Here is a 23,436-nt window from a genome sequence, read left to right as displayed (position 1 = left end):
TTTCACCAAACCATAAGACCGCGGCCGACGCCATCCACGCCACCCCGCAAAAGCCCGAAAATAGCCGCCACGACGACCGCCGCGACATAGCCGTCGAGCCGATCCATTAGCCCGCCATGGCCGGGGATTATGTGACTTGAGTCCTTGACGCCGAAACGCCGTTTTACCGCAGATTCAAAGAGATCGCCTAGCTGTGAAACCACCGAGAGCGCCGCGGCCAGGAGCAACAGCGGACCGAGCTTAAGGGGTGGAACTGTTTTGGCAAAGGCGGCAAAGCCTGCTGCGACCGCAAGGCTCGCCACAAAGCCGCCGATGGCGCCCGCCCAGGTCTTCTTGGGACTGACCTGCGGCCATAATTTCGGCCCGCCAATGCCGCGACCGGCGAAATAACCGCCGATATCGGTCACCCATACCACGAGCAGGATCAGGATCAGCGCGACGAAGCCGTAAACCTGGTCGAGGCGCACCAGCACGGAAGTGATCTCGGCCGCGGCGGCATATAAAAATCCGGTCGCGGCCCAGATCCGGCGCTGCGGCGATAGCAACGCTACGGCGGCTAGTCCGAGCCCAGCTGCGACAAGCGAGGCATCGATCCACCCCACGGCGAGGCAAAGCCCCGATATCGCCAGCGCCGCGGTCCCTGACGCGGCCACCCGCGTCTCACGCGCCACGCCAATAATCATCAGCCATTCGACATAGAGGCCGGCCGCAGCGAGCGTCACCAGAACGGCCCACGGCCAGCCGCCGGCATAGGCGATCGCAATGGCAAGGGGCGCCAGCACCAAGGCTACGAGGATCCGAACCAGGAGATTGCGCGAACCCTGCTCGGCCATGGCCGCGGGCGCGGCCTTGCTGTCGGTCACGATCCGGTTTTCGCGGCCAGACCGCCGAATCGGCGTTCCCGTCTGGCATATTCGGCGATCGCGCCCTCGAGCGCTGCCTTGTCGAAATCCGGCCAATGGATCGGCACGAACACGAGTTCGCTGTAAGCCGCCTGCCACATCAGGAAATTCGACAGCCGCTGCTCGCCGCTGGTGCGAATGATCAGATCGGGATCGGGAATATCCGGCGCATCGAGGTATTGGCCGAGCGCGTCGGCGTCGATCGACGACGGCTCGCGCTTGCCGTCTTTGACCTCGCGCGCCAGCCGTTGCGCGGCTTGCGCGATTTCCTGCCGCGACCCGTAGTTGAAGGCGACCACGAGACTGAGCTTTGTATTGTCCTTGGTCAGTTCCTCGGCTTCATTCAGGAGCGCGCAGATGTCGCCCTCCAAACCGGCGCGCTCGCCGATCACCCGCACCCGCACGCCGTCGCGATGCAGCGTCGCCAAATCGTTGCGGATGAAGCGGCGAAGCAGGCCGAACAGGTCACCGATTTCGGTCGCCGGACGCGACCAGTTTTCCGAGCTGAAGGAAAAGATCGTCAAATAGAGGATGCCGAGTTCATGGGCGGCGCGAACCACGCGGCGCAACGCTTCGACGCCGCGGCGATGGCCTTCCGCGCGCGGCAGACCGCGGGCCGCCGCCCAGCGCCCGTTGCCATCCATGATGATTGCCACGTGCAGAGGAGGATCGGTTCGATCCGGTCCATCGGTTGCGGGGGCTGTGGCGTTCGACATCGATCAGTCCTTAGCGATCAGTCCTTAGACTGTGAGGATTTCTTTTTCCTTGGCCGCAAGCAACTGATCGATTTCCGAAATCGTCCCGTCGGTTGCCTTCTGCACATCAGCGGCCAGACGTTCCTGATCGTCCTCGGATATCTCGTGATTCTTCTCGAGCTTCTTGACGGTATCGAGGCCGTCGCGGCGGACGTGGCGGACCGCGACGCGCGCCGCTTCGGCATATTTGTGCGCGACCTTGACCAGTTCCTTGCGTCGCTCCTCGTTGAGTTCGGGAATGCGCAGGCGCAGCACCTGCCCTTCGGTGGCGGGGCTCAGGCCGAGATTGGAATCGACGATCGCCTTCTCCACCGCCTTGACCATCGATTTGTCCCAGACCTGCACCGAGAGCAGCCGCGGCTCCGGCACGCTGATGGTCGCAAGCTGGTTCAGCGGCATGTGGGTGCCATAGGCATCGACCTGCACCGGTTCCAGCATCGAGGCCGCGGCGCGGCCGGTTCGCAAGCCCCCCAATTCGTGCTTGAGCGCCTGGGTGGCGCCCTGCATGCGGCGTTTCAATTCGTTGATGTCAAATGTACCGGTGGGCATAACGCTCTCCCTCCTGAAAAACTCTTCGTCGAGGCCGTCAGGCTTTTTTCGCGCGAGCGATGGCCTGCGCGAACCCGTCAGCCGGCGACGATGGTGCCGTGACCCTTGCCGAGCAGGATCGCACTCATCGCATCCGGCTCGGCGATCGAGAACACGATGATAGGCAGCGACGTCTCGCGGGCAAGCGCGAAAGCGGTCGTATCCATGACCTTGTAGCCGCCCGCGATCGCCTCTGAATGCGTCAGCCGGTCGAACCGCTTGGCGGACGGGTCTTTTTTGGGATCGGCGCTGTAGACGCCGTCGACATTGGTGGCCTTCAGCACCGCCTGCGCGCCGATTTCGGCCGCGCGCAATACCGCCGTGGTGTCGGTGGTGAAGAACGGATTGCCGGTTCCACCGCCGAGCAGCACGATGCGGCCCTCGGCCAGATATTTGTGCGTCGCAGCTCTGGTGTAGAGTTCGCAGACCTGCGGCATCACGAACGCCGATAGCGTGCGTGCCGCCGCCCCTCGGCGCTCGATGGCGGCCTCCAGCGCGAGGCAGTTCATCACGGTCGCGAGCATGCCCATGGTGTCACCGGTCGGCCGCGACACGCCGCGCGAGGATACTTCGACCCCGCGAACGATGTTGCCGCCGCCGACCACGACGGCAATTTCAGCGCCGAGTTTTTGAGCTGATATCAACTCGCCGGCGATGCGGTCCAATGTTGGCTGGTCGATGCCGAAGGATTGCGCGCCGGCGAGATATTCGCCCGAGAGCTTGATCACCACGCGACGATAGACCGGCTCAGCCATTTTCGAAACGCTTTCCTTCTCCGCGCGTCAGCTCCCGCTTACGACACGGTCGCGGTGCCTTCCGGCGGTTTCTTCTGTCCGCTCGCCGCCGCAACCTCGGCCGCGAAATCGGACTCCTGCCGGTCGATTCCCTCGCCCAGAGCATAGCGCACAAATCCGGTGATCTTCACAGCGCCGCCGATCTTGCCCTCAGCTTCCTTCACCGCCTGGGCGACCGATTTGGCGTTATCGTGGATAAAGGCCTGCTCCAGCAGACAGACTTCCTTGTAGAAGGTCTTCAAGCCGGACTCGACGATCTTCTCGATCACGTTTTCGGCCTTGCCCTGCTGACGGTATTTGTCTGCCAGAACGTCCTTTTCGCGCTTGACCACCGCCGGATCGAGGCCGGCCGGATCGAGCGCCTGCGGATTGGCGGCGGCGACATGCATCGCGAGCTGGCGGCCTAGTGCTGCAAGCTCTTCGGTCTTGCCGGCGGATTCGAGCGCCACGATCACGCCCATCTTGCCAGCGCCTTCGACCACGGCGTTGTGAACATAGCTTGACACCACGCCCTTGGGCACTTCGAGCATGGCCGCGCGGCGCAGCGTCATGTTTTCGCCGATGGTCGCAATCGCGTCCGCGATCGCGGTCTCGACCGTCACGCTGCCGACCTTGGCGGCCTTGATCTTCTCGAGATCGGCGCCGACGCTGAGCGCGACCTGGGCGATCATCTTGACCAGGCCCTGGAACTGCTCGTTGCGGGCGACGAAGTCGGTCTCGGAATTGACCTCGACGACAACGCCCTTGGGGCCCGAGGTGGCGGCGGCGATCAGGCCCTCAGCCGCGACGCGGCCAGCCTTTTTCGCGGCCTTGGACAGACCCTTCTTGCGCAGCCAGTCCTGGGCGGCCTGCATGTCGCCGCCGCTCTCGGTGAGGGCTGCCTTGCAATCCATCATGCCCGCGCCGGTCGACTCGCGCAGGTCCTTGACCATCGCTGCTGTGATCGTTGCCATCGTCAAAAATTCCTCTTGCCTGTCAGGGCGACCGCGATGCGGCCCCTTGCCGCCTCGCCGCCGCCCATCGTCAGGGAACAATCTAGGGTGGAAGCCCGTGGCCGGAAGGCTCCGGCCAGCGCGTTCGCGTTATTCGGCTTCCGCGGTCATTGCCTTGGCCTGGGCCACCCAGCCATCGGCGCGCGACGGAAGCCCGACATCTTCGCCGATCTTGTGGGCGGTGTCGTGATCGAGTTCGGCGAGCTGCCAGTAGTGGAAGATGCCGAGATCGTTGAACTTCTTCTCGATCGTGCCCGACACGCCGGTAAGCTTCTTGAGATCGTCGGGAGCCCCGCGCGGCCCGGCCAGACCCTGGAAGCCCGAGACCTGCGGTGCAGTCGGAATCTCCTCGCGGACCGGATGGGCGGAGGCGCCGACATCGATCCCGGCCTCGCCTTGCGCGCGCGAAATGCCGTCGATCACCGCACGCGCGACCAGATCGCAATAGAGCGAGATGGCGCGGCCGGCGTCGTCATTGCCGGGAATCACATAGGTGATGCCCTTGGGGTCGGAATTGGTGTCGACGATCGCGGCGACGGGAATGTTGAGCCGCTGCGCTTCGGAGATCGCGATGTCTTCCTTGTTGGTGTCGATCACGAAGATCATGTCGGGCAGCCCGCCCATGTCCTTGATGCCGCCGAGCGAGCGGTCGAGCTTGTCGCGCTCGCGCTGCAGCGTCAGCCGCTCCTTCTTGGTGTAGGCATTGGCATCGCCCGAATTGAGCACCTCATCGAGATGCCGCAGCCGCTTGATCGAACCGGAAATGGTCTTCCAGTTGGTCAGGGTGCCGCCGAGCCAGCGCGAGTTCACAAAATACTGCGCCGAGCGCTTTGCGGCCTCCGCGACGCCGTCCTGCGCCTGCCGCTTGGTGCCGACGAACAGCACGCGGCCGCCCTTGGCGACGGTATCGGAGACCGCCTGCAGAGCGCGATGCAACAGCGGCACGGTCTGCGCGAGGTCGATGATGTGGATGTTGTTGCGGGCACCGAAAATGTAATCCGCCATTTTCGGATTCCAGCGGTGCGATTGGTGGCCAAAGTGAACGCCAGCTTCCAATAGCTGACGCATAGAGAAATCGGGTAGTGCCATGTTAAAAATTCTCCGGTTGGTTCCTCCGGAAACGTGTGAGCAAACGAGCCTTATGGCCCGGCTGCCACCGGACGGCCTTTTGAGCCATGTTTCCGTGTGAGATGGCGCGGTATATAGCGGTATTTTCGCGAGAAGCAAGGAAATACGGCCGGTTTTCGGCACCTCAGGCAACCGATTCCGCATCGGTCGACGATTCCCATGCAGCGTCCGGTCAGGCCCCGAATTGCGGCCCGACCGGATCCGTCTTCAGCATTTCGGCACGTTCGGCGGACATTTCTTGGCTGCCGCGGGTGCCGGCTTCGGCGGTGGCGGAGGAGCTGGCCGCGGTGGCGGTGGGGGCGGCGCCGGACGGACGGCCTGAGCCACCGGATGCGGCGGCGGAGGCGGCGGCGGGGCCGGACGAGGCGGCGGTGGCGGTGCCGGTCTTGCGACCTGCGGTGCCGGGCGCGGCGGCGGTGGAGGCGGCGGCGCAACCCGGTGCGTGGGTTCAACATGTGCGACCGGCGGCGGCGGTTTTGGCGGCGCCGCAGCAGGTTTCGCTGACGGTGGTGGCGGCAGAACTTCCTTTGGTTTTCGGCCCATTTCCAACGTTTTCGGGGTGCCTCCAGCTCCGGCACGGGACGCCGCCCCCGTCGGAGATGTCGTCAACGGGGTCGTCGTCGCCGATTTGGTTTCAGGGGTGGGTTTCCCACTGGGGGTTGTCACGCCCTGAGCAGGTCCGGTGGTACCCAGCGTTTTCGGGCTCCCCGCAGCTCCGGCACCAGAGGCCGGCCCCGTCGGCGATGTCGTCAACGGGGTCGTCGTCGCCGATTTGGTTTCAGGGGTGGGCTTCCCACTGGGGGCTGTCACGCCCTGAGCAGGTCCCGTGGTGCCCAGCGTTTTCGGGCTCCCCGCAGCTCCGGCACCGGACGCCGCCCCCGCCGGAGAGGTGGTCGGGCTTGTCGTCGCCGATTTGTTTTCAGGACCGGGCTTCGTACTTGGGTTCGCCAGGCCCGGCGTGGAATCGTTCGCGCCCTTCGGCAAGGGAGTAGCTCCCATGCCCGGCAGGGTTTTGTCCTTCAGCGAGTTAGGGGCTGTGTTTGTCTGCAGCGTCGTCGATGTCGTCGCCTTCTGACCGGACTGTACGCTCGCAATTCCAGCAGACTTTGCTGTTCCATTGATTATTGTGCTCTGCGGCGCCGCCTGATCCCCTCTCTGGATCGCCATGGCCTTGTTCTTCACCGTCAGCGGTGTCTGAACCTGCGCACCGGTGGTGACCGCCGCCGTCACAGTGCCCTGCCCCGGTCCGCCCTTTGCGGCTGCCGACACAGCTCCGGGTTGGGCGGTGGGAGCCCCAGCGGTAGCGGGAGCACCCGGGGTCGCGGGGGCGCCCGGGGTCGCGGGAGCGCCCGGCGTGGCGGCAGCAGCCGGTGCCGCCGGCGCGACCGGAGGCGGCTGGTTGATGACGTTGTTGATGACGGTCGTGTTGTGGATATTGGCGAAGATGATGTTGTTCGGCGGCGGCGACACATAGACCGGCGTCTGGCAATAGACCGGGATCGGCACAAAGTACGGCTGCGGCAGGACGAACAGCCCGACCGCCACGATCGGCGGCGCCAGGATGACAAAATCCGGTGGCGGCGGCGGCAGGAAGAATACCGGCGGCGGCGGTGGCGGCACAAAGTCGAACTCGGGATCGCTGAACACCAGCACGGGCCTATCGACATAGACGATCTCATCGGGCGGCGGCGGCGGCACGTCATAATCGATCACGGCGAATGCCGGCGGCGGCTCCAGCGGCGCGGTGAGGATGGCGAGGCGGCGACGGGCGTCCCAGGCATGGGGCCCGCGCGGATAGCGCCGCAGATACGACCAGTAGGCCTGCGGCGTATCGTTCCGGTAGGTACGCAGCCAGGTGATTGCCTCGCGCCGCGCGGCGACGATGGCGCGGACCCGTCTGGCGAGGGGATCGCCGGGATAGGCGGCCAGGAAATCCTCATAAGCAGGCAGCGTGTCGCGTTCGAGCGCCGCGGCATAGGCATCCTGCACCCCGAGATCGCGGATCGGCTTGCTCCTGATCGCCGCGACCTGGTCCTGCGGTGGCGGCGCGGGCGCATCCGGCGCGCGATCGAAGAACATGAACGGCGCGTCGATCTTCTCGGCGTCCCATGGCACTTGCGCGCCTTTGCTGGCCTCGTTGACGCGCAGCCGCAAGCGGTTGAACACCTCCGGCAGCGGCAGTCCGCCGGTGCGGATCATCTCGGCGAGCGACTGGGCGTAAACGCCATAGTTCCCCTGCTCGTTGGGAGCGACCGTGCCCGGTGCGGCGTTGAACGCGATCAGCATGTGCGGATCCGGCTCGACCAGCGAAAGGCCGCCCGCGATCGGCTGGCCGCCCTCGATGAAGGGCTGCTGGCGCGCCGCGTCGAGCACCACGATCGAGGCCTTCAGCGGCAGCGATGCGAGCTGGCGGGTGTAGTCAGAGATCCGCAATCCTTCGACGGGAATGTCGACGTCGCGGCTCAGCGAGGAATCGACCGGGATGAAATAATTCTCGCCGGCGAGCTGCATGCCGTAGCCGGACAGATAGACCATCGCGACCGTGCCCGGACCTGACGCCTGGGCCTTCTGGATGAAATCGCGAAAGCTTCCGCGCAGGGTGTCAGCGTCGAGGTCACGGGCCCCGACCACGTCGAAGCCGGCCGCCTGCAGGGTCTGCGCGATCAGGCCGGCATCGTTGGCCGCGGTCGCAAGCTGCCCCTTGGCGTAGGCACCGTCGCCGACCACCAGCGCGATGCGCTTTTCCTGCTGCTGGGCGCTGGCGGAACTCACGATCCCCGGAAGGGTCACAAACAGCATCAGGCATAGCGAAAAAATTGAAGAGCTCTTGGTCCCGCACATGATCTTTGTCCGCTCAAGGTTCAATTGCGACATCCGCGCGCATTGGGCGCGCAATTAGCTGAACGCCGCTTGAACGAAAAGCGCTGCCATTAAGGCGTGGCCGTGACCGCGATGCATGACGCGCGAGCGGCGCGCACATGCAGCAATTGACTGGGATCAGCGGGTTCCCCGTCCCTTGCGGCTCCGCGCGAGGTTGCCCGCCAACGGTACCGCATTATACGCAGGTCGCCCCTCAGGCGACCATATCAACTTCGCCGTCCTTCAGCCGGTAGATGCCGCCGACCACCTTGATCTTGCCCTGCTCGACCGCGGCGCTGAGGATCGGCGTTGCCGAGCGCAGCTTGGCGACGTTGTCGACCACATTCTGGCGGATAGCCTTTGTGAGTGTATCGCCGCCTTGCTGGGATACGGCCTTCACCGCGGGGGCGATCGCTTCGACCAGCGAGGGCATGTGCCCCGGCAACGTCGTACCGTCCTTGAGCGATTTTATGGTCGCATCGACGGCGCCGCAGGCCTCGTGGCCTAGCACCAGGATAAGGGGCGTATTCAGCACGGCGACGGCATATTCCAGGCTGGCGATCGTCTCTTCACTGGCGAAGTTGCCAGCCACGCGGCAAACGAAGAGATCGCCCCGGCCGGTATCGAAGGCGTATTCCGGCGCGATGCGGGAATCGGCGCAGCTCAGGATGGCGGCGAAAGGATTTTGACCTCCGACCAAGGCCTCTCTCTCACGCTTGAAATCGTGGCGCCGCGATTCGCCCTCGGCGTAGCGCTCATTTCCTTTCATGAGCCGCTTGAGCGCTGCATCGGGCGACAGCACGTTCTCAGGCTTGGGCGGCTTCTTTTCCTTTTCTTTTTCCTTGGCGACGGCGGCGTTGCAAAGAAGCAGCGACGCCGCACCGAGCAGCAGGCCGCGCCGGGAAGGTCCGAAGCGGAGAGTAGCTTTTTGGGGGCACATCTCGCACATCGGAAACTCCGCTCTGGAGCATGATCCGGAAAAGTGGAAACCGGCTTTCCGATCATGCTCAAACAAAAAGGATACCTTTAAAGCCTGATTTCAGCTGAGTTGAATCAGGCTTTAAAGCGTTTGCACGTCGACCACGCCCGAGACCGCCTTGATCGCGCCGGCAATCTGCGGTGAGACCTTGAAGCGGCCAGGAAGTTTCATTTCCACCTCGGTTTCGAGGTCGAGCATCATCACCAGCGAGACATCGCCGTCGGCCCCACCGGAAGGCGCAGCCAGCTTTGCCTGCGGGCTGCGCGCGGCGGCGCCTTGCGGCCCTGCCTCGGGCATCTGCAAGCGCCTGGCGATGGATTCGAGCGGCTTGGTATCGCGGACGAAAATCCGAAGACCTTTTTGGGTTTTCGCGGCGGCATCATCGAGCGGCTCGGCGTGCAGCACGCGGGCGCGAACGTCTTCGCCTTGCAGCTCGGCGCCGAGCTGCAACAACACGGCAGCGCCCGGCTCCAGCACGTCGCGATATTGCGCGAGCCCTTCGGAGAACAGCACCGCCTCGAAATGGCCGGTCGGATCGGACAGGCCCATGATGCCCATCTTGTTGCCGGTCTTGGTGCGCCGTTCCATCCGCGAGACGACAGTTGCCGCCACCTTGCCGGCGGTCGCGCCGGTTTTGACCGCGCGAGAAAATTCCGCCCACGACTGCACCCGCAACCGTTTCAGCACGGTCGCGTAATCGTCGAGCGGATGGCCCGACAGGAAGAAGCCGATGGCGTCATATTCGCGCCGCAGCCGTTCGGCCGGCAGCCACGGCTCGACCTGCGGCAGCATGATGGTCGGTGCATCCGCCGCGCCGCCGAACATGTCGTTCTGCCCGATGGTCGCGGCCTCGTGGCTGCGCTGGCAGGCGGCCAGGATCGCCTCTGAGCCCGCGAACACCCGCGCGCGATTGGAATCGAGGCTGTCGAACGCGCCAGCCGCGGCCAGGCTCTCGATCACGCGCTTGTTGATCGCGCGCGGATTTACGCGGGAGGCGAAATCGGCGAGCGAGGTGAACAATCCATTCTTGCGCGCTTCCACGATCAGTTCGACCGCCTGCTGGCCGACGCCCTTGAGAGCCGCCAGCGCGTAATAGATGGTGCCGTCGGCGACCTCGAACGTGGCGCTGGAGCGATTGACCGAGGGCGCCTCGACCTTGATCCCGAGCCGCTGCGCTTCGGCGCGAAATTCCGAGAGCTTGTCGGTGTTGTTGAGGTCGAGCGTCATCGACGCCGCCAAAAATTCGACGGGATGATGCGCCTTCATGTAGGCGGTCTGATACGACAGCAGCGCATAGGCCGCGGCATGGCTCTTGTTGAAGCCATAGTCGGCGAATTTTGCCAACAGCTCGAAGATCGTATCCGCCTGCCCGCGCGCGATGCCGCGTTCGACGGAGCCTGTGACAAAGCGTTCGCGCTGCTGCTCCATCTCTTTACGGATTTTCTTGCCCATCGCGCGGCGCAACAGATCGGCTTCGCCGAGCGAATAGCCGGCCATCACCTGCGCGATCTGCATCACCTGTTCCTGATAGATGATGACGCCGAACGTCTCCTTCAGGATCGGCTCGAGCATGGGGTGGAGATATTCCGGCTCCTCGTCGCCATGCTTGCGCGCGCAATAGGTCGGAATGTTCGCCATCGGACCCGGGCGATACAGCGCCACCAGCGCGATGATGTCCTCGAAACGGTCGGGCCGCATGTCGACCAGCGCGCGCCGCATGCCCTGGCTTTCCACCTGGAACACACCGACCACATCGCCCTTTGCCAGCATCGCGTAGCTCGGCGCATCGTCGAGCGGCAACCGCGCCAGATCGAGCTCGATGCCGCGCCGCTTCAACAGCTTTACGGCAAGATCGAGCACCGTCAGCGTCTTCAGCCCGAGGAAGTCGAATTTTACTAGCCCTGCCGGCTCGACCCATTTCATGTTGAATTGGGTGACCGGCATGTCGGATTTCGGATCGCGATAGAGCGGCACCAGTTCGCTTAAAGGTCTGTCGCCGATCACGATACCCGCGGCGTGGGTGGAGGCGTGCCGGGTCAGGCCTTCGAGGCGCTGCGCGATGTCGAAGGCGCGCGCCACCACCGGATCCTCGTCGCGAAATGCCTGCAGTTTTGGTTCGCTCGCGATCGCGGCCGCAAGCGTCACCGGCGCGGCCGGATTCTGCGGCACCAGTTTTGTCAGTTTGTCGACCTGGCCATAGGGCATCTGCAGCACGCGCCCGACGTCGCGCAGCACGCCGCGCGCCTGCAGGGTGCCGAAGGTGATGATCTGGGCGACCTGATCGCGGCCATAGCGCTGCTGCACATAGCGGATCACCCGGTCGCGGCCGTCCTGGCAGAAATCGATGTCGAAGTCCGGCATCGACACGCGTTCCGGATTAAGAAACCGCTCGAACAAGAGGCCAAACTGGATCGGATCGAGATCGGTGATGGTCAGCGCATACGCCACCAGCGAGCCCGCGCCGGAGCCGCGGCCGGGACCCACCGGAATGCCCTCGGATTTCGCCCATTTGATAAAATCCGCGACGATCAGGAAGTAGCCCGCATAATTCATACGGGTGATGACATCGAGCTCGAAGGCGAGCCGGGCGCGGTAATCTTCGTCGGTGGTGCCCTTGGCGAGGCCGTGGATTTTCAGGCGGCGGTTCAGCCCCTCCTCGGCCTGGCGGTGCAGTTCGGCGGCCTCGTCGCTCTGCGCGTCGGCGGCGTTGGCACCGGCGCCGACGGTAAAGCGCGGCAGGATCGGCTTGCGCGTGACCGGGCGGAACGCGCAGCGCTCCGCAATCTCGACGGTGGAGGCAAGCGCCTCCGGCACGTCGGCAAACAGCACCGCCATCTCGGCGCGGGTCTTGAAGCGGTGATCCGGCGAGAGCTGATCGCGGTCGGTGTCGGCGATCAGCCGCCCGCCGGCGATGCATAGAAGCGCGTCGTGCGCCTCGTAATCGTCCGAGGTCGCAAAATACGGCTCGTTGGTCGCGACCAGCGGAAAGCCTTTGGTGTAGGCGAGATCGATCAGGCCGGCCTCGACGCGGCGCTCTCTGTCGACGCCGTGGCGCTGCAGTTCGATATAGAGGCGGTCGCCGAACAGGCTCGCCAGGGCCTCACAGCGACTTGCCGCGAGACCTGCTTGATCGGCGTGGAGCGCGAGCGAGATCGGCCCGTCGGGGCCGCCGGTCAGCGCGATCAGGTCCTCGGCCTCGCCCTGCAGCCATTCGAATTTTATGTGGGGAGACTGATGGGTCGGCGTCTCCAGGAAGGCCCGCGAATTGAGCCGCATCAGGCTGCGATAGCCGCGTTCTCGCGCCGCCAGCAGCACGATCCGCGACGGGGTCGCCGCCAGCGCATTGCGCGCATTGGGATCCTGGTCGCCAAAATCGACCGCAAGCTCGCAGCCGATGATCGGCTGGATGCCGTAGCCGGCCATCTTGTCGGAGAATTCCAGCGCCCCGAACATGTTGTCGGTATCGGTCAGCGCCAAGGCCGGCTGGCGATCGGCTTTTGCCAATTCGCCGAGTTTTTGGATCTTGATCGACCCTTTCAGAAGCGAATAGGCCGAATGGACGTGGAGATGGACAAATCCGGCGTTGGACATGGCCGACGGTTTTTGGGTCATGGAGGCAGGCGATCACAGGGCTTGAGGGAGCGCGCCACCTTTGGAGGGCCGACTCGCTCCGCAATGGTGATGCCTCGGGAGGATTGAGTCCACGCGGAAGGCGCGATTGTGACCCGCCGTCCGGCTTTTCCCCAAGCCGAACGCCTCGCCGCCCTGCCTGCCCGCCCCTCAGAGCTGCGGGATCAATTGCGCCCAGACCGCGATCATCCCGACGAACAGGGCGATCGACGCCAGCGCCGCCGCTTCTTCCACGAACATCTTCAACATGGCTGACTCCTCAATGCGGAACATAAGAAGAACATTGTTCCTTATTTGTTCTTGAAGTCAAGAGGCGGTAGTGGGTCAGTTTGGAAAATAACCCCTGTGGTTAATTCTTGACTGGATCGACTACCTCCAATTGATCGGAGGAAATTGTGATAGTTGCAGACCACGCCCCTATCGGCTCTGGGAGCCCCCCATGGCGGCAGGAGACGTGCGCATGTCTTTTCGCGGAATTGCCACAGGCATTTTTTCTTTCCTTGTCTTGGCTGTCATTAGCTCGATTATCAGCGCCAACATCAGAACATATGCTTCAAAGAGGGGCCACGACACTTATCTCGATCGATTTGCGGACCACCCGCAGGTTATCAACTGGTGTCGTCGCATGATCGCAGGTTGGCAACCATTACAAAGACGATGGTGGCTTTGGCTTGCATTAGGGCTTAGTGGCGGCCTTTCGGCCGCATTGTGGGTAATGCCAAGCCCGGAAATTATCCGTGCTCTCCCACCGCAAGTTGCGCCGCCTCTCGCTGCCGAGCCCCAACCACCTAGGCGATATACCGCATATGAAAAAGAGCAGCGACTACGGGCGATAGATGAAATCTACAATGTGTTCGCCACTCAAATCTCACCGGCATTTGCGGAGGGGCACACGATGCTCATCAACCTTGTATCCACAATAGGGGATGGCACTCCGCAAAGGCTCAGTGACCACGCGAAAAATGTTGAGACAGCATTTAACAACTTATCTGGGCTGCTAAAGAAATGGGAATATCACCCTGACATAGTTCAAGTGCTGCAACAGAAACCAATGTTTAATGGTCTCAATGAAACAAACGCGTCCAAAAATATGATCAGCACAATCGAGCTTTTCAAAAGCGCTGTTCAGCCTTCGTATTTTACTCAACTTCTAGACCGTGACATGAGTATGTTCGAACTGCGCAGCGCGAACCAGGATTTCGAAATTTATCTCAAGAAGGTAATGCCGGCACTTAAACAGAAGCGTACTGAAATCGAATCATCCCAAGTCTTGGGAGACAAATAAGTTATTTATGCTCAAGCAACCAAGCTTGCGACTTCTCCTTGATCCATTGCAGCGCGTCATCCTCTTTCTCAAATCCGAAAATCGTGTCGACTTCACCGCCGCGCCAAAGAACGCTTATCGAATGCCCCTTCCCGATCTTGTACTGCCGCACCACGAATTGATATTCCGGCTTGAAGTTCGCTAGCTCCCACTGCTCAAGCATCTCGACGATGTCTGATACTTCCCAAAGCTTGTCGGTAACGCCAGCGGCCATTGCGGGAGTAACGCGGAGGGTTTGATGGATGCGCACGAAATTGTAGTACATCGTATGGAGCGCAATCGCGGCTGCGTGGTTCTCAACCTTCTTTGAGAATGCATTCGTCAACCGCGTGAAGCGGCGCATGTGCATCCGCTTGGTGAGGTTGCTGCGCTCAACGTATGACGTGCTGATGTGCTTGTCGTCGGGCGAACCGATCTTTGGCTGTTTCTCTGCGCCGATGCATTTTGCCGGGCTGTAGCGTGTCTCTGCCTGCGGGTCCGCGCCATAAATCTTGATCAACATCGCATAATCAACTTGATCCGCAAACGCCGCCTCAACGGCTTGCAGATACGGGCGATGACCATCGCTGGTTAGCTGCACGCGATTGGCAAGCCTGCTTTCCAGATCATGGGTGAATGCTAGAGCGGCGTCCATATCGCGAGAGCCGAGCAACCAGCTAACAATCAGCTTGGTATCGGCACAAATGGCGGTCCAGGTCCAAACGTCGCCAGCGGTCGCCGGTGCGCGCTTGGCATCCTTTACGTTGTCGTTCTTGGCGTAAACGAACGACCAGATTTCATCCATCTGGACGCGCTTGCAGGGAAGCTTGCGAAGCGCCTTGTCCTGATAGGCGGCGCAAGCGTGACCGGCTTCAACCAGTAGCTTCGCGACGGTGTTCTTGCTGCACCCGGTCAGCCGGGTCACGGCGCGGATCGATTGCCCCTCGCAAAGGAGATGGAGGATTTGGGCGCGCTGCTGTCTGGAAAGCTTGTGCGGCGGCAGCCGGGTCCTTACCCTGTTCCTCGGGCGTAGGATCGCGGTCAGGCTTCTCCCCCGTCGCAATGTCGATTATCGACTTGGCGAGCTGGTTGGGGTCCCTAGGGCGTTTGGGGTGGCTATTCATCGTCTCGGGTCTCGTATGCCCGGATTAGCGCCAAATTCCGGTGAATGCGCTCTGAGAGTGAGGATACTTCGCTCCCCGTAATGTCTTCGCCATCTGGATGGTCCGCAAGGTCCTCACGGTCGCTTTCTACGACCCATTGTAGCCGATCTTTGATTTCGCCGAATCTGCTCATGCGGCAAAATATGCGCCCAGAATCGGCCATTTTCCAGCCGGAAACGCCGCCACAATCAAACTGACCCACTACCCAAGAGGCGGTAGTGGGGGTCAGTTTGAAAAGCGACAGTTCTGGTTAACGTCCTGAGCCGAATCTGCCAGTGTGAGCGCCGGGTACAAGAAAAATGAGGTCGCGATGACCAAACTTTTGATTGCCCCGGAAAACTCCTAAGCGGGAGTTTGCCCCTCCCCCGGTCGCAGTTGCGGCGAGAAGGGAAAAAGGGTTCTCGCTTCTAATCAAAGCGGGGCTCGCGACGTAAACCCGGACGAAGCGAACGCAACGCGCTTGCTGAAGGGGTTAAGGCGGTAAGAAAGATGCCCTTCGGCCCCCCGAACACTAGGGGATACGCCTGGGGCATTTTTATTAGCGTTGGTTTAGCAACCACGCTTGAGACCCTGATCTAACGGAGTGTCCCGTCCCGATCTTGTATTGCCGGGCTACGAATTGATATTCCAGCTTGAAGTTCGCTAACCCCCACTGCTCAAGCATCTCGACGATATCGGACACTTCCCAAAGTTTTTTCGAGGCCGCCACAAACCGGAGCCGGCTTCTTCGCCGCTGTATTTCCCTTGATTTCTTGTTCATCTCAAGTTCCGGCTTATGGCCACCGCAAATGACGCGACGCGAAAAGAAGCAGCCCAACCCGCCAGGACAATGCATTTTCTGCGGTAAGCGCGGCAAGCGCAGTGGCGAACATGTATTCCCGGAATGGTTCAGCAAGATTGTCCCACGAACCGAAGAACGGCATCATAGCATTCGTGCGAACGTCGTGGACCATACCGTTTCACCCGATATCGCCTTCATTCGCAGAGAAGGTGATATCGCAAGTCGCAAACTGAAGGCGCCATGCAAAGAATGTAATCAGGGCTGGATGAGTCAAATCGAGACGGCATCTATCCCAATTCTCACCCCGATGATTCTGGGGCAGCCCATAACGTTGACCGCCGAGGTGCAACAAATCATAGCAACTTGGACCACTCTAAAGACGCTAGTCATAGAAACGGACGACCCTAAATCCGCAGCCATGCGTCCGCAGGCGGCGAAGCAATTCTATTCTGATAGAAAGCCCTTTAACGACTGGAAAATTTGGATCGGCCAATATACCGGCACCACTTGGAGCCAAGGAAAACGAATGATTCACAACGGAGCATTCCTTGGCCCTAGTCAAATGGCGTCAGTCAAAAATTTCGGTCAATGTGAGAGACGAAACATACAGACGACGACCATCTGTGGAGGTCAATTGTACATCCACGTTTTCAGCACAACTGTCCCTAATACCTTTTACGGATTCAAGGGACGCTTGGGTGACGTTCTCAGCCTTGTTCACCCGTATGGGGGGGATATTAGCTGGCCTCCCAAGGTCAGTATGACCGACGGCGACGCTGGGCAAATCGCCCTCAGTCTTGCGGCGGTCGTCCCAACTCGCGGGACGGCCGCTTAGCTTCTTGGGTGCGCCAGCTTCGGCCGGTAGGCCCGACGCGGCCCATTTACCATCAGTCAAGAGGCGTAGTGGGTCAGTTTGAAAAATGACCCGACTTAGCGAGTTGGTCGGGGTCCCTACGGCGTTTGGGGTGGCTTGTCATGCCGGCTTTCTGTCTGTGGACGTTCAATAAGTTCGTATGAGGGAACGTGAGTGCTTTCCTCCCACGATTCTAGCGCGGCCCCGCAGACCGTGCAGACCGCGTCACCCGTATGCGGTACCAAGAACTTCTCTTCAGTGCGTCTGTACTCGGCGCCGCAATTGCATTGAACAATTGTCGCCATCCCCGAAATATGCGCCCGGAACCACCCGTTTTCCAGCCCGGAAGTCTGCAACAATCAAACTGACCCACTACCGGCTCGACGAATGAATGCCTTGGTTTAATTCCGGAGCCGCCGCCTCTCCTCCCTTTAGTAGGAGCCCCATTTTGAGGAGAGCTAGATGAAATTGGCGGAATTAATCCGAAGGGCGATTGAGATGGCAGAGCCGACAGGCACCATCACGTTCAATCAACTCAATGACTTGGTCCCATCCGATCAAGTTGGGCCGGAGGACATTGAAGCCCTTCTCTCCGCGCTGAGCGATGCGGACATCCGGCTCGTCGAAGAATAGGCCCGCTTATTTCCTCGGTTCGCAGTCGAGATTGTCCGGCGGCAGGGCTCAAGCCGCGATCGGCAGAATCGGCCGGTCTCATTCGGTGCCCAGGATCCCCTGGGGCGGGCCATAGGCCCCGGCGGCCAGCAGCAGGAACAGCGCGCGGTCGCCTTTGTATTTGGCGGCGCGGCGGGTCGGCTCCCATCCGTGCATCAGGATGGTTCCCTCGCGGTCGCGCACTTGCCAAACCCATTTGGTCGGGCGGCGCTTGATGATCACGACGTCAAACATAGGCGGCAGCATAATCGCGCTATCTAACAGGATGCCCTTGAGATCAATCAAAAACCACCGTTTTGCCACAGGCGCGGGCGCGGGCGCCGAATTCCCGGAATGTGAGTTGACGGAAGGAGCCGCTCCGGCTTGGGTTTGCCCGGAAGGAATCGATCAAGCAAGCGGCTGCGGCCGAAGGAGACGTTATGCGTAACATCGCTCTCATCCTGGTGGCCGCGGGCGGCTTGGCGGTGGTTGGGCTTGCGCCGGCCGAGGCCGTCGGCACCCGCCATCCCTTTTGTCTTCAGGGCAACCAATATCCGGGGCTGAGCAACTGCGTCTGGGACAGCTACGAGCAGTGTCAGGCCACGGCCTCGGGGCGGTTTCTCTACTGCATCGAAAATCCCTATTACAGGGCCGACGACGATTACGCCCCGCGCCCCACTCGCGGCCGCAATCGCACACGCTCGGTATATCCCGCCTACTGATCGCATGGCAGCGCGGACCGCGCTGCCATAACGCGTGAACGTGAATTGACTGCGAACGGCAAGGCCTGTCTGCTTGCGATCTGACATGGCGGCGAAACCGGCAACGGAGGAACGCAAATGCGCGGGACTTCCTGGCAAACGGCATTTTGGGCGCTGACGCTGTGCGGCGCCGCCTGGACCTCCGCCGCGCTGCCGGCGGCGGCGCAGGAATATCCGTTCTGCATCAAGGGCTGCGATTTCGGCTCCGGCCGCGGTGACTGCAGCTTTTCCAGCTACGCGCAGTGCCGCGCCAGCGCCGCGGGGCGGACCGCCTGGTGCGACGCCAATCCCTATTACAGCGCCCGGGCCGAATTGCAGCCGGCCCACAGCCGCCTGTCCCACCGGAGGTTCTGATGCGCATCCTGGGTTTGGCGATCTTGGCGATCGCGACGGCGTCGATGGCCGGGTCGGCACGGGCCCAGACCTACGACCCCAGTTATCCGGTTTGCCTGCATGTGTATGGCAAGGCGACCTATTACGAATGCCGATATACGTCGCTGGCGCAGTGCAATCTTTCCGCCTCCGGCCGCGCCGCCCAATGCCTGGTCAATCCGTACTTCGCGAGCGCGTATCAGGAGCCGTACGGACGGTACCCCAAGCGGCATCGCCGGGTTTATTGACCTAGAGCGGCATGACTTTTCTTCGAATCGTCATCCCGCTCTATCTTTTTGTTTGAGCATGATCTTTTCGGAAAACCGGTGCCCACTTTTCCGGATCATGCTCTAATCCAATTCGACCACCAGGCCGTCCACCAGCGACACCCGGCGGTCCATCCGGCCCGCCAACTCCATGTTGTGGGTCGCGATCAGCATCGCGACGCGGGTGGCTTTGACGAGCTGCATCAGCGCATGGAACACATGGTCGGCGGTGTTCGGATCGAGATTTCCGGTCGGTTCATCCGCCAGCAGCGCCCGTGGCGCGTTGGCGACCGCGCGCGCGATCGCCACCCGCTGCTGCTCGCCGCCCGATAATTCCGCCGGCCGGTGTTTGATGCGTTCGCCGAGGCCCAGATAGGCCAGGATCTCGGTGGCGCGCTTGACGGTCTCGGCACGCTTCAGCCCTCGTATCATCTGCGGCAGCATGACATTTTCGAGTGCGGAGAATTCCGGCAAGAGCCGATGCGACTGATAGACGAAGCCGATGTCGGTGCGGCGAATTTGCGTGCGCTCGATGTCCGACAATCCCGAAGTCGCGGTGCCGCCGATATAGACCTCGCCGTCGTCGGGGCTCTCGAGCAGGCCCGCGATATGCAGCAATGTCGATTTGCCGGCGCCGGAGGGCGCCACCAGCGCTACCGACTGTCCGGCCCACAGCGCGAGCTTGGCGCCGTTGAGGATGGTCAGGGTGGTTTCCCCCTGCGTGTACTGGCGTTTTATCTCGTGGAGATAGACGACCGGTACATCTTCCGCCCCCTGCTCCATCTTTTCCCTCACTCGTACCGGAGCGCTTCGACGGGATCGAGCCGGGCGGCGCGCCAGGAGGGATAGAGGGTGGCAAGGAAGGACAGCGTCAGCGCCATGATCACGACCGCGCTGGTCTCACCGAAATCGACCTCGGCCGGCAGCTTGGAGAGAAAATAAAGCTCCGGCGAGAACAATTCGGTGTTGGTGAGCCAGGACAGAAACTGGCGGATCGATTCGATATTCAGGCAGATCAGAAGGCCGACGAAAAAGCCGGTCATGGTACCGACGACCCCGATCGAGGCGCCGGTGATCAGGAATATCCGCATGATCGAGCCCTGCGAGGCGCCCATGGTGCGCAGGATCGCGATGTCCTGGCCCTTGTCTTTCACCAGCATGATCAGGCCGGAGACGATGTTGAGTGCCGCCACCAGCACGATCATGGTGAGGATCAAGAACATCACGTTGCGTTCGACCTGCAGCGCGTTGAAGAAGGTCGAGTTGCGCTGCCGCCAGTCGACCAGAAACACCGGCCGCCCGGCGGCTTCGGTCACGGTCTTGCGGTAGGTGTCGATCTTGTCGGGGTTGGTGGTGAACACCTCGATCGCGGTCACGTCGTTGTTGCGGTTGAAATAGGCTTGCGCCTCGGCCAGCGGCATGAACACGAAGCTCGCGTCATATTCCGACATGCCGATCTCGAACACGGCCGCGATCTTGTACGGTTTTATGCGCGGCGTCGTGCCCATCGGGGTCACCGCGCCCTTCGGCGAGACCAGCGTGATGCTGTCGCCGGCATGCAGCGACAATTGATCGGCCAGCCTGCGGCCGATGGCGACGCCCTGCCCCTCGTCAAAATTCTCGAGCGAGCCCTGCTTGATGTTCTTGGCGATCGAGGTGAGGTTGTTGAGATCGTCGGCGCGGATGCCGCGGATGAAGACGCCGGCCGCGTTGAACGGCGAGGATCCCAGTCCCTGGCCATCGACGACGGGTGCCGCGAGCCTAATGCCCGCGACCTGGTTGATACGCTCGGCGACGTCCTTCCAGTCGGTCAGGGGCGATTCCAGCGGCTGCACCAGGAGATGTCCGTTGAGGCCGAGGATCTTGTCCAACAGCTCCTTGCGAAAACCGTTCATGACCGCCATTACGATGATCAGCGTGGCGACGCCGAGCATGATGCCGAGGAAGGAGAAACCGGCGATGACCGAGATAAAACCTTCCTTGCGACGTGCCCGCAAATAGCGTCCGGACAGCAGCCATTCGAATGGCGCGAAAGGTGGGGTTCGAACTGGCTCGCTCATGGATTCATCCATAGTTCGATTTTCACACGATTCGGGCGAATTGTGGCGTTACGTCTGTCCGCCAGCAGGCCCGGTGGATAATTCGTCACGAGGTTAATCGCGCCACGACCTCGGCCGGGCTGAGATTCTCGCGCGTCCCGTCGCCGCGCCGCTTGAGCTCGAGCTTGCCGTCGACGAGCCCTTTCGGCCCGACCAGAATCTGCCAGGGAATGCCGATCAGGTCGGCGGCGGCGAATTTGGCGCCGGCGCGCTGGTCGGTGTCGTCGTAGAGGACTTCGACGCCCTTGGCGGTGAGTTCCTGGTAGAGCTTTTCGCAGGCGGTGTCGGTGTCATCGGAGCCCTGCTTCAGATTGAGGATGACAGCCTTGAACGGGGCCACCGCTTCCGGCCATTTGATGCCGGCATCGTCATGGCAGGCCTCGATGATGGCGCCGACCAAACGCGAGACGCCGACGCCGTAGGAGCCGCCATGGATCGGCACATCGGCGCCGTCGGGACCGGCGACCATGGCCTTCATGGTGTCGGAATATTTGGTGCCGAAATAGAAGATCTGGCCGACCTCGATGCCCCTGGTGTGGACTTTCTTCTCAGGCCCCACCTCGCGGTCGAAACGCGCGGCGTCGTGGACGTCCTCGGTCGCGGCATAGACCGAGGTCCATTGCCTGATGATCGGCTCGAGATCGCCGTCGTAATCGATCTCCTCGCCGGGCACAGGCAGACTGAGCACGTCGCTGTCGCAATAGACGGCGGACTCGCCGGTTTCCGCGAGCACGATGAATTCGTGGCTGAGATCGCCGCCGATTGGGCCGGTCTCGGCGCGCATCGGGATCGCCTTCAGTCCCATCCGTGCAAAGGTGCGCAAATAGGCGACGAACATCTTGTTGTAGGAGCGCCGCGCCGCGGCCTCGTCGATGTCGAACGAATAGGCATCCTTCATCAGGAATTCGCGGCCGCGCATGACGCCGAACCGCGGCCGCTGCTCGTCGCGGAATTTCCACTGGATATGATAGAGGTTGAGCGGCAGGCTCTTGTAGGATTTCACGTAGGCGCGGAAAATCTCGGTGATCATTTCCTCATTGGTCGGACCAAACAGCAATTCGCGCTTGTGGCGGTCGGTAATGCGCAGCATTTCTGGACCGTAAGCATCGTAGCGGCCGCTTTCGCGCCAAAGATCTGCGAGCTGCAGCGTCGGCATCAACAGTTCCAGCGCGCCGGCGCGGTTCTGTTCCTCGCGGACGATCTGTTCGATCTTCTTAAGCACCCGCAAGCCCAGCGGCAGCCAGGCATAGATGCCCGCCGCCTCCTGCCGCATCATGCCCGCGCGCAGCATCAGCCGATGCGACACGATCTCCGCCTCTTTCGGATTCTCTTTCAGGATGGGCAGAAAGAACCGCGACAATCGCATGGGTACACCGGTAGAATCGCTCTGACATTGGAGATGAGCAGTGAAACCGGATCGGGTGCCAAAACACAAGGCCGCCGGTCGGCAAAAAGGCCGCTCAGCAAACGGATTTCCTGCTACTTTGCGCCCGACATTGACGGCGCGAATAAGGCGCGAGCGGGTCGGTCAAGCGCCGATGAACGAAAAAACCCGCAAACGACGGCTCAGCGCGCCGGCACCTCAACGTCGTCTTCCAGCGTAATGTTTTGAGAGGCGGTTCTGGCGTCGATGCGCAGGTGCCAGCGGCCGGGTTGCGGGATCGGCACGTCGGCGACGTGCCAGTAGCCGTCACCGCCGAGCGTGGCCTTGCGCGCCAGCGGCGCGATGCCGCGCCCGGGCAGGCTCAGCGTAAGCGTCGCTTCCTTCACCGGCAGCAGGCTTCCATCGCCGGACATCAGTTGCAGCACAAAGCTGTCGGTGCCGACGTGACCGGGCGAGATCAGCACCTGGAACATCGCGTGCTCGGTATGGATATGGAGCGCCAGCGGCGGCTGTTGCGCGGTCACCGGCGACGCCGCAAGTGCTGCTATGGTGACGAGGTACCAGGCGTAACCGGCGCTGCGCATCGTCGGCGTCACATCTTCATGCCGTCGGGCATCTTCTTCATGTCCATGTGGCCGCCCGCATCGCCCGCCCCCGCCGGCCCTTGCGCGCCGACGCCCTGCACGTCGAGCGAGAGTTTCACCTTGCCGGCCTTTTCGAACTCGAGCGTCACCGGCACCTTGTCGCCCTGCTTGAGCGGGCTCTTCAGATCGAACAGCATCAGATGATAACCGCCCGGCGCCAGTTTTACGGTCTTGCCGGGCTCGACGGTCAACCCGTTATCGAGCGGGCGCATGGTCATCACGCCGTTGGTGGTGGCCATCTCGTGGACCTGGAGCTTGCCGGCGATGTCGGCCGAGCCGCCGACCAGCCGGTCCGGCGCTGATCCCTTGTTTTCGATGGTGAGATACCCGCTGCCGATTTTCGCACCGCCTGGCGTGGCGCGGCTCCAGGCCTGCGTGATGACGAGATCGCCGGCCTTGACCTCCTCGGCGCGCACCGGCGCTGCGAGGAAGCAGGCGAGCACCGCAGCGCCCATGATTGTCCGGGTGACCGACATGAAGGTTGGCTTTTCGATTTGCATTTTCTTGTTCCTCTTCCGATTGTTTCCGAGAT

22 protein-coding genes are annotated in these 23,436 nt (G+C 62.0%); 6 read left to right on the top strand and 16 right to left on the bottom strand.

Annotated features, from left to right (window positions below; translation table 11 throughout):
* Positions 1-2 precede the first annotated feature (2 nt).
* The 9 genes from B5526_RS35680 to dnaE all read right to left on the bottom strand — a co-directional run bounded on the left by B5526_RS35680 (position 3) and on the right by dnaE (position 12,588).
* Positions 3-863: a phosphatidate cytidylyltransferase gene (locus B5526_RS35680; RefSeq protein ID WP_079544313.1), complete on the bottom strand. Its 861-nt coding sequence runs from the start codon at positions 861-863 to the stop codon at positions 3-5.
* Entirely contained in the window at positions 860-1,618 is a 759-nt protein-coding gene (locus tag B5526_RS35675; protein ID WP_079544312.1) for an isoprenyl transferase, read from the bottom strand. The genes B5526_RS35680 and B5526_RS35675 overlap by 4 nt, the downstream gene beginning before the upstream one ends.
* 24 nt (positions 1,619-1,642) lie before the next feature.
* Positions 1,643-2,206: a ribosome recycling factor gene (frr, locus tag B5526_RS35670; RefSeq protein WP_079544311.1), complete on the bottom strand. Its 564-nt coding sequence runs from the start codon at positions 2,204-2,206 to the stop codon at positions 1,643-1,645.
* Between the two features lie 77 nt (positions 2,207-2,283).
* A complete protein-coding gene (gene pyrH, locus B5526_RS35665; RefSeq protein ID WP_079544310.1) occupies positions 2,284-3,000 on the bottom strand; it encodes a UMP kinase in 717 nt (238 codons plus the stop codon).
* A gap of 38 nt (positions 3,001-3,038) precedes the next feature.
* Positions 3,039-3,992, bottom strand: coding sequence for a translation elongation factor Ts (gene tsf, locus B5526_RS35660; protein WP_079544309.1), 954 nt, complete (start codon positions 3,990-3,992; stop codon positions 3,039-3,041).
* Between the two features lie 129 nt (positions 3,993-4,121).
* A complete protein-coding gene (locus tag B5526_RS35655) occupies positions 4,122-5,120 on the bottom strand; it encodes a 30S ribosomal protein S2 (RefSeq protein ID WP_079544308.1) in 999 nt (332 codons plus the stop codon).
* 246 nt (positions 5,121-5,366) lie between these two features.
* The gene (locus tag B5526_RS35650) at positions 5,367-7,958 is read right to left on the bottom strand and encodes a caspase family protein (RefSeq protein WP_244562145.1); all 2,592 of its coding nucleotides are present in this window, start codon (positions 7,956-7,958) and stop codon (positions 5,367-5,369) included.
* Positions 7,959-8,232: 274 nt separating this feature from the next.
* Complete coding sequence (locus B5526_RS35645) at positions 8,233-8,967, bottom strand: carbonic anhydrase (RefSeq protein WP_079544307.1); 735 nt, start codon at positions 8,965-8,967, stop codon at positions 8,233-8,235.
* 111 nt (positions 8,968-9,078) lie between these two features.
* Positions 9,079-12,588 carry a DNA polymerase III subunit alpha gene (gene dnaE, locus B5526_RS35640; RefSeq protein ID WP_079544306.1) on the bottom strand — a complete coding sequence of 1,170 codons (3,510 nt, stop codon included), beginning with the start codon at positions 12,586-12,588 and terminating at the stop codon, positions 9,079-9,081.
* Between the two features lie 478 nt (positions 12,589-13,066).
* Here dnaE and B5526_RS38245 point away from each other — a divergent pair, with 478 nt between their 5' ends.
* Positions 13,067-13,912 carry a hypothetical protein gene (locus tag B5526_RS38245; protein ID WP_154071621.1) on the top strand — a complete coding sequence of 282 codons (846 nt, stop codon included), beginning with the start codon at positions 13,067-13,069 and terminating at the stop codon, positions 13,910-13,912.
* Between the two features lies 1 nt (position 13,913).
* Here B5526_RS38245 and B5526_RS35630 read toward each other — a convergent pair whose 3' ends face one another.
* The gene (locus B5526_RS35630) at positions 13,914-14,933 is read right to left on the bottom strand and encodes a helix-turn-helix domain-containing protein (protein WP_079545919.1); all 1,020 of its coding nucleotides are present in this window, start codon (positions 14,931-14,933) and stop codon (positions 13,914-13,916) included.
* A gap of 948 nt (positions 14,934-15,881) precedes the next feature.
* On the opposite strand from B5526_RS35630, the gene B5526_RS35615 reads away from it, so the two are divergent.
* Together B5526_RS35615 and B5526_RS35610 are read left to right on the top strand one after the other, a co-directional pair.
* Positions 15,882-16,709 (top strand): hypothetical protein, encoded by an 828-nt coding sequence (locus B5526_RS35615; protein ID WP_154071620.1) that lies wholly within the window; start codon positions 15,882-15,884, stop codon positions 16,707-16,709.
* A 480-nt stretch (positions 16,710-17,189) separates the two neighbouring features.
* Entirely contained in the window at positions 17,190-17,360 is a 171-nt protein-coding gene (locus B5526_RS35610; protein ID WP_079544301.1) for an RNA polymerase sigma factor region1.1 domain-containing protein, read from the top strand.
* Between the two features lie 78 nt (positions 17,361-17,438).
* Here the strand turns inward: B5526_RS35610 and B5526_RS35605 are convergent, their stop codons facing one another.
* A complete protein-coding gene (locus B5526_RS35605; RefSeq protein WP_244562144.1) occupies positions 17,439-17,684 on the bottom strand; it encodes a hypothetical protein in 246 nt (81 codons plus the stop codon).
* Between the two features lie 134 nt (positions 17,685-17,818).
* Between B5526_RS35605 and B5526_RS35600 the strand changes: the two genes are divergently transcribed.
* From B5526_RS35600 to B5526_RS35590, 3 genes are all read left to right on the top strand, one after another.
* Positions 17,819-18,100, top strand: coding sequence for a DUF3551 domain-containing protein (locus B5526_RS35600; protein ID WP_079544300.1), 282 nt, complete (start codon positions 17,819-17,821; stop codon positions 18,098-18,100).
* 117 nt (positions 18,101-18,217) lie between these two features.
* Positions 18,218-18,493 (top strand): DUF3551 domain-containing protein, encoded by a 276-nt coding sequence (locus B5526_RS35595; protein ID WP_079544299.1) that lies wholly within the window; start codon positions 18,218-18,220, stop codon positions 18,491-18,493.
* The gene (locus B5526_RS35590) at positions 18,493-18,759 is read left to right on the top strand and encodes a DUF3551 domain-containing protein (RefSeq protein ID WP_079544298.1); all 267 of its coding nucleotides are present in this window, start codon (positions 18,493-18,495) and stop codon (positions 18,757-18,759) included. The genes B5526_RS35595 and B5526_RS35590 overlap by 1 nt, the downstream gene beginning before the upstream one ends.
* Before the next feature lie 102 nt (positions 18,760-18,861).
* On the opposite strand, the gene B5526_RS35585 is transcribed toward B5526_RS35590, so the two are convergent.
* The 5 genes from B5526_RS35585 to B5526_RS35565 all read right to left on the bottom strand — a co-directional run bounded on the left by B5526_RS35585 (position 18,862) and on the right by B5526_RS35565 (position 23,359).
* Complete coding sequence (locus B5526_RS35585; RefSeq protein WP_079544297.1) at positions 18,862-19,560, bottom strand: ABC transporter ATP-binding protein; 699 nt, start codon at positions 19,558-19,560, stop codon at positions 18,862-18,864.
* An 8-nt stretch (positions 19,561-19,568) separates the two neighbouring features.
* Positions 19,569-20,849, bottom strand: a complete 1,281-nt coding sequence (locus tag B5526_RS35580) for a lipoprotein-releasing ABC transporter permease subunit (protein ID WP_079544296.1) — start codon at positions 20,847-20,849, stop codon at positions 19,569-19,571.
* A gap of 73 nt (positions 20,850-20,922) precedes the next feature.
* Complete coding sequence (gene proS, locus B5526_RS35575; RefSeq protein WP_079544295.1) at positions 20,923-22,242, bottom strand: proline--tRNA ligase; 1,320 nt, start codon at positions 22,240-22,242, stop codon at positions 20,923-20,925.
* 200 nt (positions 22,243-22,442) lie between these two features.
* Entirely contained in the window at positions 22,443-22,856 is a 414-nt protein-coding gene (locus B5526_RS35570; RefSeq protein ID WP_079544294.1) for a hypothetical protein, read from the bottom strand.
* The gene (locus B5526_RS35565; protein ID WP_433994673.1) at positions 22,853-23,359 is read right to left on the bottom strand and encodes a copper chaperone PCu(A)C; all 507 of its coding nucleotides are present in this window, start codon (positions 23,357-23,359) and stop codon (positions 22,853-22,855) included. Before B5526_RS35565 ends, B5526_RS35570 begins: the two co-directional genes overlap by 4 nt.
* Positions 23,360-23,436 lie beyond the last annotated feature (77 nt).

This window comes from Bradyrhizobium lablabi, assembly GCF_900141755.1.
Lineage (GTDB): Bacteria > Pseudomonadota > Alphaproteobacteria > Rhizobiales > Xanthobacteraceae > Bradyrhizobium > Bradyrhizobium lablabi_A.
This window is presented reverse-complemented; position numbering and strand designations above follow the sequence as displayed.

What these genes read in the sequence shown, in the direction of transcription:
- B5526_RS35675 (WP_079544312.1), bottom strand. Translation starts at nt 1,618, where the DNA reads ATGTCGAACGCCACAGCCCCCGCAACCGATGGACCGGATCGAACCGAT.
- frr (WP_079544311.1), bottom strand. Translation starts at nt 2,206, where the DNA reads ATGCCCACCGGTACATTTGACATCAACGAATTGAAACGCCGCATGCAG.
- pyrH (WP_079544310.1), bottom strand. Translation starts at nt 3,000, where the DNA reads ATGGCTGAGCCGGTCTATCGTCGCGTGGTGATCAAGCTCTCGGGCGAA.
- tsf (WP_079544309.1), bottom strand. Translation starts at nt 3,992, where the DNA reads ATGGCAACGATCACAGCAGCGATGGTCAAGGACCTGCGCGAGTCGACC.
- B5526_RS35655 (WP_079544308.1), bottom strand. Translation starts at nt 5,120, where the DNA reads ATGGCACTACCCGATTTCTCTATGCGTCAGCTATTGGAAGCTGGCGTT.
- B5526_RS35650 (WP_244562145.1), bottom strand. Translation starts at nt 7,958, where the DNA reads ATGCTGTTTGTGACCCTTCCGGGGATCGTGAGTTCCGCCAGCGCCCAG.
- B5526_RS35645 (WP_079544307.1), bottom strand. Translation starts at nt 8,967, where the DNA reads ATGTGCGAGATGTGCCCCCAAAAAGCTACTCTCCGCTTCGGACCTTCC.
- dnaE (WP_079544306.1), bottom strand. Translation starts at nt 12,588, where the DNA reads ATGTCCAACGCCGGATTTGTCCATCTCCACGTCCATTCGGCCTATTCG.
- B5526_RS38245 (WP_154071621.1), top strand. Translation starts at nt 13,067, where the DNA reads ATGGCGGCAGGAGACGTGCGCATGTCTTTTCGCGGAATTGCCACAGGC.
- B5526_RS35615 (WP_154071620.1), top strand. Translation starts at nt 15,882, where the DNA reads ATGACGCGACGCGAAAAGAAGCAGCCCAACCCGCCAGGACAATGCATT.
- B5526_RS35610 (WP_079544301.1), top strand. Translation starts at nt 17,190, where the DNA reads ATGAAATTGGCGGAATTAATCCGAAGGGCGATTGAGATGGCAGAGCCG.
- B5526_RS35600 (WP_079544300.1), top strand. Translation starts at nt 17,819, where the DNA reads ATGCGTAACATCGCTCTCATCCTGGTGGCCGCGGGCGGCTTGGCGGTG.
- B5526_RS35595 (WP_079544299.1), top strand. Translation starts at nt 18,218, where the DNA reads ATGCGCGGGACTTCCTGGCAAACGGCATTTTGGGCGCTGACGCTGTGC.
- B5526_RS35590 (WP_079544298.1), top strand. Translation starts at nt 18,493, where the DNA reads ATGCGCATCCTGGGTTTGGCGATCTTGGCGATCGCGACGGCGTCGATG.
- B5526_RS35585 (WP_079544297.1), bottom strand. Translation starts at nt 19,560, where the DNA reads ATGGAGCAGGGGGCGGAAGATGTACCGGTCGTCTATCTCCACGAGATA.
- B5526_RS35580 (WP_079544296.1), bottom strand. Translation starts at nt 20,849, where the DNA reads ATGGATGAATCCATGAGCGAGCCAGTTCGAACCCCACCTTTCGCGCCA.
- proS (WP_079544295.1), bottom strand. Translation starts at nt 22,242, where the DNA reads ATGCGATTGTCGCGGTTCTTTCTGCCCATCCTGAAAGAGAATCCGAAA.
- B5526_RS35565 (WP_433994673.1), bottom strand. Translation starts at nt 23,359, where the DNA reads ATGGGCGCTGCGGTGCTCGCCTGCTTCCTCGCAGCGCCGGTGCGCGCC.